This is a genomic window from Pseudomonas sp. EA_105y_Pfl2_R69, assembly GCF_963970915.1.
Taxonomy (GTDB): domain Bacteria; phylum Pseudomonadota; class Gammaproteobacteria; order Pseudomonadales; family Pseudomonadaceae; genus Aquipseudomonas.
On the sequence record NZ_CAXAOO010000001.1, the window covers coordinates 420074 to 435059 of the forward strand.

At 65.1% G+C, this 14986-nt stretch carries 10 protein-coding genes; 3 read left to right on the forward strand and 7 right to left on the reverse strand.

What is annotated here, in order from left to right:
* Positions 1–50 precede the first annotated feature (50 nt).
* The 5 genes from mscK to AACY13_RS01895 all read right to left on the reverse strand — a co-directional run bounded on the left by mscK (position 51) and on the right by AACY13_RS01895 (position 9678).
* A complete protein-coding gene (mscK, locus tag AACY13_RS01875) occupies positions 51–3407 on the reverse strand; it encodes a mechanosensitive channel MscK (protein WP_339458841.1) in 3357 nt (1118 codons plus the stop codon).
* A gap of 33 nt (positions 3408–3440) precedes the next feature.
* Positions 3441–5186: a potassium/proton antiporter gene (locus tag AACY13_RS01880; protein WP_339458842.1), complete on the reverse strand. Its 1746-nt coding sequence runs from the start codon at positions 5184–5186 to the stop codon at positions 3441–3443.
* A 259-nt stretch (positions 5187–5445) separates the two neighbouring features.
* A complete protein-coding gene (locus AACY13_RS01885; protein ID WP_339458844.1) occupies positions 5446–7248 on the reverse strand; it encodes an acyl-CoA dehydrogenase in 1803 nt (600 codons plus the stop codon).
* A gap of 197 nt (positions 7249–7445) precedes the next feature.
* Positions 7446–8489 (reverse strand): NAD(P)H-dependent flavin oxidoreductase, encoded by a 1044-nt coding sequence (locus tag AACY13_RS01890; RefSeq protein ID WP_339458845.1) that lies wholly within the window; start codon positions 8487–8489, stop codon positions 7446–7448.
* A 4-nt stretch (positions 8490–8493) separates the two neighbouring features.
* Entirely contained in the window at positions 8494–9678 is a 1185-nt protein-coding gene (locus AACY13_RS01895; RefSeq protein ID WP_339458847.1) for a YbfB/YjiJ family MFS transporter, read from the reverse strand.
* Between the two features lie 107 nt (positions 9679–9785).
* Here AACY13_RS01895 and AACY13_RS01900 point away from each other — a divergent pair, with 107 nt between their 5' ends.
* The 3 genes from AACY13_RS01900 (at position 9786) to AACY13_RS01910 (ending at position 12956) form a co-directional block, all read left to right on the forward strand.
* Positions 9786–10673 (forward strand): LysR substrate-binding domain-containing protein, encoded by an 888-nt coding sequence (locus tag AACY13_RS01900; protein ID WP_339458849.1) that lies wholly within the window; start codon positions 9786–9788, stop codon positions 10671–10673.
* A 45-nt stretch (positions 10674–10718) separates the two neighbouring features.
* On the forward strand, positions 10719–11570 hold the full coding sequence (locus AACY13_RS01905) for a 23S rRNA (adenine(2030)-N(6))-methyltransferase RlmJ (RefSeq protein WP_339458852.1): 852 nt from the start codon (positions 10719–10721) through the stop codon (positions 11568–11570).
* Positions 11571–11804: 234 nt separating this feature from the next.
* On the forward strand, positions 11805–12956 hold the full coding sequence (locus tag AACY13_RS01910) for an alkane 1-monooxygenase (RefSeq protein ID WP_339458854.1): 1152 nt from the start codon (positions 11805–11807) through the stop codon (positions 12954–12956).
* Between the two features lie 185 nt (positions 12957–13141).
* On the opposite strand, the gene AACY13_RS01915 is transcribed toward AACY13_RS01910, so the two are convergent.
* Positions 13142–13618: an NINE protein gene (locus tag AACY13_RS01915; RefSeq protein WP_339458856.1), complete on the reverse strand. Its 477-nt coding sequence runs from the start codon at positions 13616–13618 to the stop codon at positions 13142–13144.
* A gap of 82 nt (positions 13619–13700) precedes the next feature.
* A complete protein-coding gene (locus AACY13_RS01920; RefSeq protein WP_339458858.1) occupies positions 13701–14954 on the reverse strand; it encodes an HD-GYP domain-containing protein in 1254 nt (417 codons plus the stop codon).
* Positions 14955–14986 lie beyond the last annotated feature (32 nt).

A 14986-nucleotide genomic window follows, 5' to 3' on the forward strand; every position in this document is an offset into this window, starting at 1 on the left:
CACCGTTGCGCGCGCAGTGCCAACGGTAGACCCCCGGCCAGGCGCGATGTTTACTGGGGATCGGGCGTGGGCGTGGTCGGCGTGATCGGGTCCTGTTCGCTGCTGGGCTGTTCGACCTGGGTGGTCTTGCCGGTACCCAGGTTGAGTTCCAGACCCTGCAGGTTCTTGACCATGACCTCGACCTGGTTGAAGGCCATCTCGACATTGTGCTCGCGGAAACTCAGGGCGATGCGGGTGAGGATTTCATCGGTGGAGGCATTGCGGTCGCCCAGTTCGCGCACATGGAAGCGCAGCTCGTAGTCGAAGGTGCTGGCGCTGATGGTCAGGAAGAACAGCAGCGGCTCGGGGTCGCGCAGCACCCGCGGGTTTTCCATGGCGGCCTGCAGCATCAGCTTGCGCGCCAGCGCCAGGTCGGTCTCGTAGGCCACGCCGATCTTGATGATCACCCGGGTAACCGTATCGTTCAACGACCAGTTGACCAGCTGGTCGGTGACGAAGGTCTTGTTCGGGACGATGATTTCCTTGCGGTCGAAGTCGGTAATGGTGGTGGCGCGGATGCGGATCTTGCTCACCGTGCCGGACAGGTTGCCGATGGTCACCACGTCGCCGATGCGCACCGGGCGCTCGAACAGGATGATCAGACCGGAGATAAAGTTGGCGAAGATCTCCTGCAGGCCGAAGCCCAGACCCACCGACAGTGCCGCCACCAGCCATTGCAGCTTGTCCCAGCTGACCCCCAGGGTCGACAGGGTGATGACGAAGCCGATGCCGACAATCGCGTAAGAGAGCAGGGTGGTGGTGGCGTAGGCGCTGCCCTGGGCCAGTTTCAGCCGGGAGAGCACCAGCACTTCGAGCAGACCCGGCAGGTTGCGCGCCAGGGCCACGGTGATGCCGACGATAAGCAGCGCACCGAGCACGTCGCTGAGGCTGATCGGCACCAGGGTGGCGGCATCGCCAGTGCCGCTGCTGTATTCGTAGAGGGCGAAATTGTCCAGGTAGGAAAACACCGAGATCAGGTCGGCCCAGACCCAGTACAGACCGACGATAAAGCTGCCAAGCAGGGCCAGGCGGATCAGTCGCAACGACTGCTGGTTGACCTGTTCGATATCCAGGGTCGGCTCCTCGACCACGGTTTCCTGGCCTTCGCCGCTGTCCTTGCTCTGCGCCTGGCGCTTGGTCATGGCGCGCTGGTAGGCCAGACGCCGGGCGGCCACGCTCAGGCCGCGGACGAAGGCGGCTTCGATGATCAGCCAGATCATCAGCAGGTAGAGGGTGTTGATCAGGCGGTCGCTGAGTTTCAGTGCCGTGTAGTAGTAACCGAAGCCCACGGCGACGATCAGCGCCAGGGGCAGCAAGCTCATGGCAATGCCGATCAGCATGCGGAAGGCCGAGGCATGCTCGCGGGCCGGGCCGCTGAGCAGCAGCTTGTGCAGCAGCCAGGCCATCAGGGCATAGCAGCTGAGCACCACCGCCAGGCCGATCACGTCGTCACCGAGGCTGGCCGGTTGACGCCCTGCGATGGTGACTATCGCCACCAGGGCCATGACCACCAGGCCCAGGCGGCGAATCTGCCGATGCAGGAAGGCGACCTGGCTGCGCCCCCAGCGGAAGTGCAGTTCGGCCACGCCACCGTCGGCGAGCATGCGGTACACCGTATAGAACACCAGCCAGGCCTGGGCCATCTGGAAGAAGGCGGTCGCCAGGTTGGCGTTCTGCCCGCGGGCGTCCATCTGCAGGGCGAAGCCGCACAGGACCAGGAACAGGGTGCCGGGCAGCGCCAGCAGCAGGTTGAGAAGAATCGCCATGGGCGTGTGCAACTGGCTGTCACGCTTGAAGTGGCCGATGTCCTGATGGTACTCGCCGAGCTTGCGGTACAGGTAGCCGCGCCGCCACAGCAGTACGGCGATCAGTAGCAGCAGCGGCAGGAACAGCAGCGGCCGTTCGACCAGGCCCGCTCCGAGCTGGCGCAGGGTGGCCCCCCAGGGCATTTCAGTAAGCTGGCGTTCGAGCAGGCTCGGTACCGACTTGAACCATTCCAGGTCCAGGGGTTTGTTGCTGGGGATCCAGAACATCTGTTCGTCGAGGGTGGTGCGCAGGGTCTGGGCGGTGCTTTGCAGCTGCTTCTGGTTCAGTTGCAGGGTGATCGATTCGTTGAGCAGGGTATTCAGTTCGCGATTGAGGCGGTCAATCAGTTCGCGGCGAGTGGCGAAGATGTCCAGCAGATCGGCGCGCTGGTTCTGCACCTCTTCGATATCGCTCTGCTGGGCCAGCAGCTGGTCGACATGGGCGCTGGGGTTGCTGAGGCTTTCGCGCTGCTGGTTGAGCTCGAACTGGTACAGGCGCAGGTCGGCGATCTGGTCGGGCAGCTTGCTGTCGATCTTCAGGGTCGGCAGCGCCTGCTGCTGCTGATAGAGGATGCGCGACAGCAGCAGGCTGCCCTGTAGCACGCTGATTTGCTCCTCCAGGGCTTGATCGCTCTGGTTGAGGCTGTCGAGCTGCTGTTTGGTCTTTAGGTTTTCCCGGGTCAGCTGGTTGAGGCGCTCGGTGGCGCGCAGCAGGTAGTCGGAAAGTTTCAGGTTGTAGGCGCGCTCCCGCGCCAGCAGGGTGCTTGAGCCGGTCTTCTCGGCCTCGCGGGATTGTTCCTCGACGGTCTGGGCGGACAGCGCACGACGTTTTTCATTGATCAAGGTCTGCAGGTCGAGCAGTTCCTGTTCGACCCGGCGGATGCGTTCCTCGAGCAGGGCGCGGCGGCTGTTGCCGAGGTCCTGCAGGGCGCTGTTGCCGGCCAGCTCCTGGCGGCGCAACTGGGTCTTGGCGTCCAGCATGGCCAGCTCGGCGCTGAGCAGGTCGCGGCGCTCGGCGCTCAGCGGCTTGCTGCCGTCCCGACCGTTTTTCAGGAGGTTGTTGATTTCCTGGCTACGGGTCTGGTTGTTGCTGATCTCGGCCTGGGCACGCTCCGGGCGGGTTTGCGCGGTGATGACCAGGCTGTTGGCGTCGATGATCTGCTTCTGCCACTCGCTGAGCTGGGCGTTGCGCTCGCCCAGCAGCTGTTCGAGTTGCGCCACCTGGCTATTGGCATGGCGCTGGCTGACTTGGGGGGGCTGGCTGGCCTTGAGGCGCTCGAGCTCGCGCTGGGCCTCGCCAATCAGGCGCGGGGCCTGTTCGAGCTGCTGCTTGAGGTCGCTCAGGCGCTGCTGGCTGTCGGCCTGTTCGCTCAGCCAGTCCAGGGTTTTTTCCAGGGTCTGCTTGAGCGCCTGCTGTTCGGCCTCCGGCAGCTTGCGCTCGGCCAGGTTGTCCAGGCTGCGCTGGATCTCGGCACTTTTTGGCGACTCGGCGGCTTGCAGCCAGGGAGCACTGAGCGACAGCCCGAGCAGGGCGATGACAAGGTAGGCGCGTAAAGAGGGCATGGTGGCGATCGTAGGGCTCGAAAGACACTGAGTTTAGAGGAACAGCCCGGGTCCTGGGCGACTACCTTCGGGGAATCTGACGCCGACCTTGCGTACCTTGTTCCCTTCCATCGCCGCCACGGTCCAGGTCAGGCCTTGCCATTCGACCTGGTCGCCGATTACCGGCTCGCCGCCGATCTCGTGGGCGATAAAGCGCCCCAGGGCTTGCTGGCCGTCCAGGCCGTCCAGTTTCAGGCCATAGAGCGCGGCGACTGCCGCCAGCTCGGCATCGCCTTCGAGGACGAAATCGCCGAAGAAACGCAGGTCCTGGCCGCGCTTGGGGGCCTGGCTGAACAATTTGCCGAGGGCCGGCAGATCGTGCTCGTGGCCGACCACGCAGAGCAGGTCACCGGCTTCCAGGGTAGTGCTGCCGGAGGGATGGAGCAGTTCCTTGCCGCGAAAAAGTGCGGCGATGCGCGTGCCGTCGGGCATCTTCAGCTCGCGCAGGGCCGCGCCGATGCACCATTTTTCCGCGCCCAGGCGGTAGATAAACAGCTCCCACTGACTGGTCGGATGCACGTCGAGGCCGGCGCGCGACACCGGGGCCGGCTCCGGCGGTACGGTGACGCGCAGCAATTTGGCCGCCCAGGGCAGGCTGGTACCTTGCAGCAACAGGGAGACCAGGACGATAAAGAAGGCCACGTTGAAGAACAGCTGGGCGTTCGGCAGGCCGGCCATCAAGGGGAATACCGCGAGGATGATCGGCACCGCGCCACGCAGGCCGACCCAGGCGATAAAGGCGCGCTCGCGGTCATGGAAGCCCTTGAACGGCAGCAGGCCGAGGAAGATCGACAGCGGGCGGGCGAACAGGATCATCCACAGCGCCAGGCCCAGAGCCGGCAGGGCAATCGGCAGCAGCTCATGGGGGGTGACCAGCAGGCCGAGGACCAGGAACATGCCGATCTGCGCCAGCCAGGCCAGGCCGTCGAGCATATGCAGGATGCCGTGGCGCGAGCGGATCGGCTTGTAGCCCAGCAGCAGGCCGCACAGGTAGATGGCCAGAATACCGCTGCCGCCCACGCTGTTGGTGATGGCGAAGATGATCAGCCCGCCACTGACCACCAGCAGCGGATACAGGCCGCCCGGCAGGTCCATGCGGTTGACCAGCTTGAGCAGCAGCCAGCCGCCGCAGAGGCCGAACAGCGCGCCGATGCCGAACTGTTGCAGCAGTTGCAGCAGCAGTGCCCAGTCCAGGCCATTCTGGCCACTGGCGAGGATGGCGATCAGGGTAACGGTGAGGAACACCGCCATCGGGTCGTTGCTGCCCGACTCGATTTCCAGGGTGGCGCTGACCCGTTCGTTGAGGCCGCGCCCGCCGAGCAGGCTGAATACCGCGGCGGCATCGGTGGAACCGACGATGGCCCCGATCAGCAGGCCTTCCATCCAGCTCAGCTCGAACAGCCAGGCGGCGGCCATGCCGGTCAGCCCGGCGGTGATCAGTACGCCGACCGTGGCCAGGGACAAGGACGGCCACAAGGCCACGCGAAAGCTCGACACCCGGGTACGCATGCCGCCGTCGAGGAGGATGATGGCCAGGGCCAGGTTGCCCACCAGATAGGCCAGGGGGTAGTTGTCGAAGACGATGCCGCCGGGGCCGTCGGTACCGGCGAGCATGCCGACGGCGAGGAAGATCACCAGAATGGGGATGCCGAAACGCGAGCCGAAGGCGCTGACCAGAATGCTCATGGCCACCAGCATTGCCCCGATCAAGAACAGGTTGTTGATGGCGGTGGCGTCCAAGTGTGGCTCCGGGCAAATGGGCGGGGTGCCGCTGCTATGCAGAGGTCATGCCGGATTCTAACCCGTGGCTTCGCCAGGCTGTCAAAAAAACGCCCCGCTTCGGCGGGGCGAATTCTTGCCAGATAAATCAGCCAGTTAGGCGCTGTTTTCGCTGGCGGCCTGGTGGCCGTGGCCTGCTCCGTAGGGTGCGCCGTGCGCACTAAGGCCTCGCCCAGAAGCGCTGGTGCGCATGGCACACCCTACGGGTATGTGGTGCCGGCTAGAACCAGGCGTCCTGCATGCCGAGACAGGTATCGTCGCGGGCTTCGAGGATGGTCAGGTCGTGGTGGCAGCTCGGCACTTCCCAGGTCAGGAAGTAGCGCGCGGCCTGCAGCTTGCCCTGATAGAAGTCGGCATCCGCGGGGTTACCGCGGGCCAGGCCTTCTTCGGCGCGGATCGCCTGTTCCAGCCAGCGCCAGCCGATCACTGTATGGCCGAACACCTTGAGGTACAGCGCCGAGTTGGCCAGGCCCTGATTGACCTGGCCGCTCATCAGGTCGCCCAGCAGGGCCAGGGTCACGGTTTGCAGGCGCGCCAGCAGTTGCTCCAGCGGCTGGCGCAATGCGGTCAGCGAGGCATGCGCTTCGGCGCGCTGGCAGCTGCCGTGGATCAGCTTGAGCAGCTGCTTGAGCGCCGCGCCGCCGTTCATCGACACCTTGCGCCCGAGCAGGTCGAGGGACTGGATGCCGTGGGTGCCTTCGTGGATCGGGTTGAGGCGGTTGTCGCGGTAGTACTGTTCCACCGGGTAATCGCGGGTGTAGCCGTGGCCGCCGAGAATCTGGATGGCCAGTTCGTTGGCCTTGAGGCAGAACTCCGAGGGCCAGGATTTGACGATCGGCGTGAGCAGGTCGAGCAACTCCAGGGCGGTCTTGCGTTCCTCTTCGGTGGCCAGGGTCTGGGTATCGTCGAACAGCCGCGCCGCGTACAGGCCGAGGTCGAAAGCGCCTTCCACATAGGCTTTCTGGGTCAGCAGCATGCGCCGCACATCGGCGTGCTCGATGATCGCCACCTGGCTCGAGGTCGGGTCCTTGCCATCGGGCAGACGGCCTTGCGGGCGCTGGCGGGCATAGTCGAGCGAGTACAGGTAGCCGGCGTAGCCGAGCATCACCGCACCCATGCCGACGCCGATGCGCGCCTCGTTCATCATCTGGAACATATAGCTCAGGCCTTGGTGCGGCTTGCCCACCAGGTAGCCGACGCAGTCGCCGTTATCGCCGAAGTTCAGCGCGGTGGAGGTGGTGCCACGCCAGCCCATCTTGTGGAACAACCCGGCCAGGACCACGTCGTTGCGCTTGCCCAGGCTGCCGTCAGCGTTAACCAGAAACTTGGGCACGATAAACAGGCTGATGCCTTTCACCCCGGGCGGGGCGTCCGGCAGCTTGGCCAGCACCATATGCACGATGTTCTCGCTCAACGGGTGGTCGCCGCCGGAGATAAAGATCTTGTTGCCCTTGAGCCGGTAAGTGCCATCACCGGCCGGTTCGGCGCGGGTACGCAGATCCGACAGGGAGGAGCCGGCATGCGGCTCGGTCAGGGCCATGGTGCCGAAGAAGCGGCCGTCGATCATCGGCTGCAGGAAGCGCTGCTTCTGCTCATCGCTGCCGAAGGTCTCGATCAGGTTGGCCGCGCCCATGGTCAGGAACGGATAGGAAGTGGTCGCCGCGTTGGCCGACTGGAAGTGGGCGAAGCAGGCCTGCGACAGCAGATTGGGCAGCTGCATACCGCCGACGTCGAACTCGCGGGTGGCATTGAGAAAACCGGCTTCGAGGAAGGCATCCACCGCCGGCTTGACCTCGGGGATCAGCACCGCCGCGCCGTTGACGTACTCGGGCTCGTGTTCGTCGTTCTTGCGGTTGTGCGGGGCAAACAGGTTTTCCGCGATGCTGCGGGCGGTGTCGATGGCCGCATCGAAGGTTTCGCGGCTGTGCTCGGCGAAGCGCTCGCGCTGGGTCAGGCCTTCGGCGTCGAGTACTTCGTAAAGTTCGAAGGCCAGGTTGCGGGCGCTGAGCAGGGACTCGGACATGGGGATACCTCCGGTTAGGATGGTGCGAGTCTAAGCAGCCCCAGGTCGGTCTCCCAGCACTATCAATAAGCGTGATAACGGGCCGTTAGGCCGGGGCGGCCGGGTCGGGGGGATGGCGCTTTCTCCATCCCGCAGATCGCGAGGGTGGATGAAAAAGACGTCATCCACCCTGCGAGGTTGGGCGACCAAGGTCGGGCTTATTGGATAAAACCCTGAGCCAGCTCGCGGGTCAGCTCGGCTGCGCCGATGGCCTTGCAGCCGCTGACATTCTGCCCGGCCCAGAGCGGCGAGAAGTCACCATTGCCCTGGCTTTCCGCCTGGCCGCGCAGCGGCGCAATGGCCGCCGTGGCCAGGGGGAAGGCCGGCGCGAGCGAGCTAAGCGGACCCAGTTCGCGCATCACCCGATTGACGATACCCCGCGCCGGTCGGCCGCTAAACAGGTTGGTCAGGGCCGTGTGCTGCGCCGCCGGGCTGTGCAGGGCGGCGCGGTGGATGGCGCTGGTGCTGGCCTCGTCGCAGCACAGATAGGCGGTGCCAATCTGCACCCCGGCCGCGCCGAGGGCCATGGCGGCGCGCACGCCCCGTGCATCGGCGATACCGCCGGCGGCGATCACTGGCAGCTGCACGGCCTGGACGATCTGCGGCAACAGGGCAAAGGTGCCGAGCTGGCTGCTCAGCTGATCGGTGAGAAACATGCCGCGATGGCCGCCGGCTTCCAGGCCTTGGGCGATGATTGCATCGGCACCCCTGGCTTCGAGCCAGAGCGCTTCCTCCACCGTGGTCGCCGAGCTCAGCACCTTCGCCCCGCAGGCCTTGACCCGCGCCAGTAGCTCGGCCGAGGGCAGGCCGAAGTGAAAGCTCACCACCGCCGGGCGATAGTCCTCCAGCACATCGGCCATCTCGGCGCTAAACGGCAGGCGACCGGGGCCGCTGGCGATAGTCGCCGGGTCGATGCCGAACTCGGCGTAGTAAGGACTCAGGGCCTCGCGCCAGGCTGCTTCACGCGCGCTATCAACAGGTGGCGGGGTGTGGCAGAAGAAATTGAGGTTGTAGGCTTTGCTGGTTTTACCGCCCAGCGCCTGCAGCTCCTTGCGCAACCCGGCCGCGTCGAGCATGGCGCAGGGCAGCGAGCCGAGCGCGCCGGCATTCGATACGGCGGCCGCCAGGCCATGCAGCTGCACACCGGCCATCGGTGCCTGAATGAGGGGAAGGTCGATATTCAGCAGGGAATTGAGGTCCATCTGTTTAAGCTCCCGTGTGGCGAGTCGAATGTGAGGGGATAAACCAGCTCCAGACCAGTGCCCAGAGAATGGCCAGCGTGCCGAAGGCGAAGCTTTGCTCCAGATTGCCGCCATGTCCCAGCCACAGGCCCGCGAGCCATGGCCCGGCCAGTTGCGCGCCGCCATACAGGGCGATCAGCGCGGCAGATAGGCGTATGCCTTGGTGTGGCTGCAGGGTGCGCGCCAGTCGCTGGGTTAGCAGAACACTGCCCATGAACGTACCGCCGACCAGCACCGCGCACAGTAGTAAGCCGATGGTACCGGGCATGAGCAATGGCGCAGCACAGCCGATTGCCTGTAGCAGGTAGGAGCAGAGTAGAGCACGGCGATCTCCGAGGTGGCTGCCCAGGGCGTTCCACAGCGCAATTGAGGCCAGGCAGGCCAGGGCCGTCCAGCGCCAGGCACCGCTCAGCAGGGGGGCGTCGGCCGGCAGCTGCTCGCGGGCCAGGGCCGGCAGAAAGGTCATCGGCAGGATGTAGCCGAGACCGGCACCGGCGTAGGCGAGAAACAGCGGTGTGCTGGCGCGATCGAGCAGTGCCGACGCGGGGCGCTGGATCGCAGCCGGCTGGGGTTGCAGGGTCAGGCGCGCGAGCAGGCAGGCGCTCAGTGCGGCCAGCGGCAAGGCCAGCGCGGCCACTGGCCACCAGCGTGCGGCACCCTCAAGTCTTGCGGCCGGCCAATCCGCCACGCCGCTGGAGAGCAGCAACCCGCCGCCCAGGCCGAGGTAGACCAGGCCGCTGAGGCGCGTGCGTTGCTGCTGCGCCAGCCATTCCAGGACCAGTGCGGGTGCCTGGACGAACACCAGGCCGTTGCTGATGCCGTTGGCCAGGCGTAGCCAGAGCAGGCTGGAATAGTCCTCGGTAAATCCCTGGGCGAGGGTCAGCGCGGCGTTCAGCAATAGCGCCACAGGCAGCGCCACGCGCATCTTCGCCGGCGCGTGCAGGGCCAGGGCGAGCAGGGCGCCGAGCAGGTAACCGATGTAGTTCCAGGTCGCCAGGCGCGCCCCCTGTTCCAGGCTGAGCAGGCCGTCGGCGATCAGGTGTGGCAGCAAGGGGGTGAAGGCGAAACGGCCAAGCCCATGCACCACCATCAGCGCACTGGCACCGGCCAGCAGGGCGAGGAGGATATGACGGGGCTGGGCTGAGGGCATGGGGCTACGCCTTGATCGAGGCTTGGCACCTTAGTCGTTGTGTTTGCGTGACTGGTAATGAAAAATACTGAGCATGTTTTTCACTTTTAGTGATTGTGAGGGCTGTCATGTCGCCTTGGGAACGTCTCAACCCGCAGTTGTTGCGGCATTTTCTTGCGCTCAGTCGTGCCGGCTCACTGAGCGCGGCGGCGGCGCAGCTGCATTGCGTGCCGTCGAATGTCTCGGCGCGGCTGCGCCAGTTGGAAACCCAGCTGGGCGCGGTATTGTTCCAGCGGCAAGCCCAGCGCCTGCGCCTGACGCCCGCCGGCGAGCGCCTGCTGCCGCATGCCGAGCAGCTCGAACAGCTGTGTCAGCAGGCCTGGCGCTGCGTGCAGGAGGATGTCTGGGCCGGCGAATTGCGCCTGGGCTCGATGGAAACCACCGCGGCCGTGCGCCTGCCCGAGGTGCTGGCGGCCTTTCACCGGGATGCGCCGCGGGTCGATGTCAGTCTGCTGACCGGCACCAGTCGCCACCTGGTCGAGCAGGTCCTGGCCGGGCACCTGGACGCCGCGCTGATTGGTGGCCCCTTCGAGCATCCGCTGCTGGATGCCGAGGTGATCTGGCGCGAGGAGCTGATGCTGGTGATGCCCGCCAGCAGCGCCGAGACGCTGCTGCAGGGGCCGGTGACCTTGCTCGGTTTCCCCAATGGCTGCCATTACCGCGAGCGCCTGGAGCGCTGGAGCGAGCGCCATGCGCTGCAGGTCGCGACGCGCCAGAGTTACGGCTCGATCGACGCGATACTCGGCGGTATCGCCGCCGGGATGGGGATCGGCCTGTTGCCGCGCAGCCTGTTGCAGCTGCATCCGCGTGGCCGTTTGGTGAGCACGCGCGCCATCGAGGCGGATCTGGCGACGGCACCGACCTTGCTGGTGCGCCGCGGCGATGCGCCGGCACACCCGGCGCTGGAGCATTTGCTTGAGTTGTTACGCGTACAGCCGTTGCAATCGGTCGCTTAAGCGACGCGGCAACCGAGTAAACTGGCCGGCCACAGGAGCCCGCACATGAACTACCGTCACGCCTTCCACGCCGGCAACCATGCCGATGTACTGAAACACTATGTCTTGAGCCGCCTGATCGCCTTGCTGTCGCGCAAGGAGGCACCGTTCGCCTACCTCGACAGCCATGCCGGCGTCGGCCTGTATGACCTGCGCGGCGATCAGGCCAGCCGCACCGGCGAGTGGCTCGAAGGCATCGCCCGTTTGTGGCAGGCCACGGACGTGCCGGACCCGCTGCTCGACTATCTGGAAGTGATCCGCGCGATGAACCCCGATGGTGAGCTGCGCCATTACCCGGGTTCCCCCGAGCTGGCGCGCCTGCTGACCCGCGAACAGGACCGCCTGCACCTCAACGAGAAGCACCCGGAAGACGGTCGCCTGCTCAAGGAAAACATGACCGGCGACCGCCGCGTCGCCGTGCACCTGGGCGAGGGCTGGTATGTGCCGCGCGCCCTGCTGCCGACCCGCGAGAAGCGCGCGCTGCTGTTGATCGATCCGCCGTTCGAGCAGGTCGACGAGATGGAGCGCTGCGCCCAGTCCCTGGGCGAAGCCATCGGCCGCATGCGTCAGGCGGTGGTGGCGATCTGGTACCCGATCAAGGATCTGCACCAGCTGCGGCGCTTCTACAGCGACCTGCAGAAGAGCAAGGCACCCAAGTTGCTGCGCGTCGAACTCTACGTGCATCCCACCGATGACGCGGCGCGGCTGAATGGCTCCGGCCTGGTGATCAGCAATCCGCCCTGGGGCCTGGAAGATGAGCTCAAGCAGATTCTGCCCTGGCTCGCCGAGCTGCTCGGGCAGAGCCAGGGCGGTTGGCGCATGGATTGGCTGATCGAGGAAAAAGCGCCCCACGCCTAGGGTTTCCTTCTTCATTACCCGGCAGAGGGCGAGACCGAATAGAGGCGGCAGCGTCGGGTATTACGCCAGTGGTTTCGTCGCGTGGGCCGGTAAGACGTTGATCTGGGTCAAGCGTGCCCGCAACTTCTGCGGCCGGTCGACGGCCGCCATACTAAAGCCGTGCTGCCCTCGCGGTGGGTCTCTGTTTACTGTCTGTTTGTAGGATTGTCAGACAATAATTATGCGGAGACTGCGATGTTCGAACGATTCTCGCCAGATACCATGCTGGCCATCAAGAAATACGCTTACTGGCTGTGGCTGCTGCTGGTCGCTGGCCTGCCGCTCAGCTACTGGCTCTCGCTGGATAGCGCAGCCCCGTCGCTGTGGGCCTTCTTCCTGGTGTTCACGGTTTTCGGCTTGGGGCCGATTCTCGATGCCTTCTTCGGCCGCGATCCGGCAAACCCGGACGAGGAGCGGCAGGCGCCGATCCTGAGCAAGCAGGGCTACTATGTGCTGTTGACCCTGGCGACGGCCCCTGTGCTGGTCGTTAGCTTGCTCTGGGCGGGCCAGGTGTTTGCGACCTACGAGGCCTGGGGCTGGTTCGGCAAGCTGGGTTGGCTGCTTTCGGTCGGGACGGTGATGGGGGCTGTCGGCATCGTCGTCGCCCACGAGCTGGTGCACAAGGATTCGGCCCTGGAGCAGGGTGCCGGTGGACTGATTCTGGCCGCTGTGTGCTATGCCGGCTTCAAGGTCGAGCACATCCGTGGCCATCACGTGAAGGTCTCCACGCCGGAGGACGCCTCTTCGGCGCGTTTCGGCCAGTCGCTCTTCCAGTTCCTGCCGCACGCCTACAAGCACAACTTCCTCAACGCCTGGACGCTGGAGGCCGAGAGTCTCAGGCGCAAAGGCCTGCCGGCGTTCTGCTGGCAGAACGAGCTGATCTGGTGGTACGCCTTGAGCGGGCTGTTTCTCGTCGGCTTCACCTTGGCTCTGGGTTGGCTGGGAGCGGTGTTCTTCCTTGGCCAGGCCTTTGTCGCGGTGACCCTGCTGGAGATCATTAACTACGTGGAGCACTACGGGTTGCACCGGCGCAAGCTGGAGGATGGCCGATACGAGCGGACCAACCATCGGCACTCGTGGAACAGCAATTTCGTCTTCACCAATCTGGTGCTGTTCCACCTGCAGCGACATTCCGACCACCATGCCTTCGCCAAGCGACCTTACCAGGTGCTGCGCCACCACGATGACAGCCCGCAAATGCCCAGCGGTTACGCCGGCATGGTCGTGCTGGCACTGATTCCACCGCTGTGGCGGGCGATCATGGATCCCAAGGTGCGCGCCTATTATGCCGGTGAGGAGTTTCAACTGAGCGCGACGCAGGTGAGCGCTGCTGCCGCGCAGACCTGAAGAGCGGCGGAGCCGGCGCGGGGCAAGCCTGGCCTGGAAGATGAGCTCAGCAGATCCTGCCGCGGTTGGCCCAGCCAGGAAGGCTGGTGTATGGATTGGCTGATCGAGGAGAAGCCGGCCTGCGAGCTGAGTAGGACGGGTATCGCCTGGCGATACCCGTCGCACCACTTATGGCAGCATCGTCGTTAACGTTGTTGCTCAAGCTGCAACTGCTTGGCGCGTTCGACATAGTGCTGGTACTGGGGAATAGCGATGGCTGCGAGGATGCCGACCACGGCAACGAATATGACCACGCCGACTATCGCTATCACCGCGCTAGAGCCGCCTTTGACGTTGCCATACTTGCGCTGCCAGGTGCTCTCGGTGCTGCAGAAAAACACGATGCTTTCAATCAGGGAAACGACAGACGGAATTCCCGTTCCCCAGAACAGCAAATAGACCACTCCCCACCATTGCCCCAGGTAGAAACGGTGAATGCCGAGGCCGCCCAAAAACAGCGCCAATACGCCGGCGGTGATTCGGCTTTTCGGGTTGAGGTTCTGGCTGGCCAGGCAGCTTGGGCACTGTTTGGCATCGGCGGCAATCTTGCTGCCGCACTGGCGGCAAAAGACGCTGGCAATGGTCAGGTCGGCTTGAGGGGCCTGGTAGGGCTGGGCATCCATGATCGAGGGCATCCATTTTGGGTGGGCGCGCACTCTATCAAGGCTATTTGATATCGCCAATCGGGGCGGGTCAGTGCTGCCGCTAGCGCCCTTCGCCTGGCTCGACAAAATAGCTTAGCTGCTGACGCGGATTGAGGTACTCCAGCGCCTCGCGCGGCAGTTGCGCCGGGCGCAGGCTGGCGGCGATGCCCAGGCGCGGCTCCTGCGTCAGATCGAGGATCAGCGCCTCGCCCTTGGGCACGGCGGCATCGTAGACAATCAGCGTGGGTTTGAGCGGCTGGTTCGGGTTGATGCCGAGCACCAGGCCGTAGCGCTGGTCGTCCAGCTGCACCAGGCTGCCGGGCGGGTAGACGCCCATCACCCGGATAAAGGCCTTGAGCGCCACCGCATCGAAGCGCGCACTGTATTGCTTGAACATCAGCGCCAGGGCCTCGTGGGGGCTGAGGCCATCGCGGGGGTTGAGCGGGTTGCACAGGTTGTCGAACTGGTTGGCGATGCACACCAGGCGGCTCAGTCGGCCGATGGCGGCCTCGCGCAGCTGGCGCGGGTAGCCACTGCCGTCGCAGTACTCGTGGTGCTCATGGATGATGCGCAGCACCTCGTCGTCGAGCATCAGCTTCTGGCCCATACGCAGGCCGAATTCGCAATGCAGTTGCAGCAGTTGCTGTTCCGGGCGGGTCAGCGGCTCGCTTTTCAGCAGCACCTTGCTCGGCACTTCCAGCTTGCCGATATCGTGCAGCAGCGCGCCGAGGCCTAGGATATGGCAGGCCTCGCTGTCCAGGCCGAGTTGGCGGCCGAGCAGCAGGACCAGCACCGTGACGTTCAGCGCATGCAGGTAGCTGTCTTCGGCGGCCTTGCTGTTGATGCTGTGCAGCACCACGCCGCTGCCGCCGAGCAGGGTCTCGACCATCGCGCCGACAATCTCGCCGGCCTGCTGGATGGCATCTTCCGGGCGGCTGCGCAGGGTCTGGTTGAGGGTCTTGACCTGCTGGCTGGCCTGGACGAACGTGCGGTCCACTTCGGCCAGGCGCTTGCGCAGGGCCTTGAGCTTGTCCGCGCGGGCCTGGCTGGCCTGTTGTTGCGGGCTGAGTGTCGGTGTGGCGACGGGCTCGGCCGCAACCAGGGCCGGGCTGGCGTCCAGCGGCGCGCAGTCGCTGCGCGCCGGGTCATAGCGTAGGCGCTCCAGGCCCAGGGCACGTAAGGCCGTGATCTGTCCCTGATCCTTGATCTTGAAGTTGCTGAAGGCAAAGTTGTGTTCCCACCAGGCCAGTTCGAGCTGGATATACAGGCCGATACACAGCTGGTCGGGGGAGATGTAGGCAGCGGCTGCAGGCATGCGGGTATCGGCAATGATGGCTAATGGATGGC

What these genes read in the sequence shown, in the direction of transcription:
- AACY13_RS01910 (WP_339458854.1), top strand. Translation starts at nt 11,805, where the DNA reads ATGTTCGAACGATTCTCGCCAGATACCATGCTGGCCATCAAGAAATAC.
- AACY13_RS01900 (WP_339458849.1), top strand. Translation starts at nt 9,786, where the DNA reads ATGTCGCCTTGGGAACGTCTCAACCCGCAGTTGTTGCGGCATTTTCTT.
- AACY13_RS01885 (WP_339458844.1), bottom strand. Translation starts at nt 7,248, where the DNA reads ATGTCCGAGTCCCTGCTCAGCGCCCGCAACCTGGCCTTCGAACTTTAC.
- AACY13_RS01890 (WP_339458845.1), bottom strand. Translation starts at nt 8,489, where the DNA reads ATGGACCTCAATTCCCTGCTGAATATCGACCTTCCCCTCATTCAGGCA.
- AACY13_RS01895 (WP_339458847.1), bottom strand. Translation starts at nt 9,678, where the DNA reads ATGCCCTCAGCCCAGCCCCGTCATATCCTCCTCGCCCTGCTGGCCGGT.
- mscK (WP_339458841.1), bottom strand. Translation starts at nt 3,407, where the DNA reads ATGCCCTCTTTACGCGCCTACCTTGTCATCGCCCTGCTCGGGCTGTCG.
- AACY13_RS01905 (WP_339458852.1), top strand. Translation starts at nt 10,719, where the DNA reads ATGAACTACCGTCACGCCTTCCACGCCGGCAACCATGCCGATGTACTG.
- AACY13_RS01920 (WP_339458858.1), bottom strand. Translation starts at nt 14,954, where the DNA reads ATGCCTGCAGCCGCTGCCTACATCTCCCCCGACCAGCTGTGTATCGGC.
- AACY13_RS01915 (WP_339458856.1), bottom strand. Translation starts at nt 13,618, where the DNA reads ATGGATGCCCAGCCCTACCAGGCCCCTCAAGCCGACCTGACCATTGCC.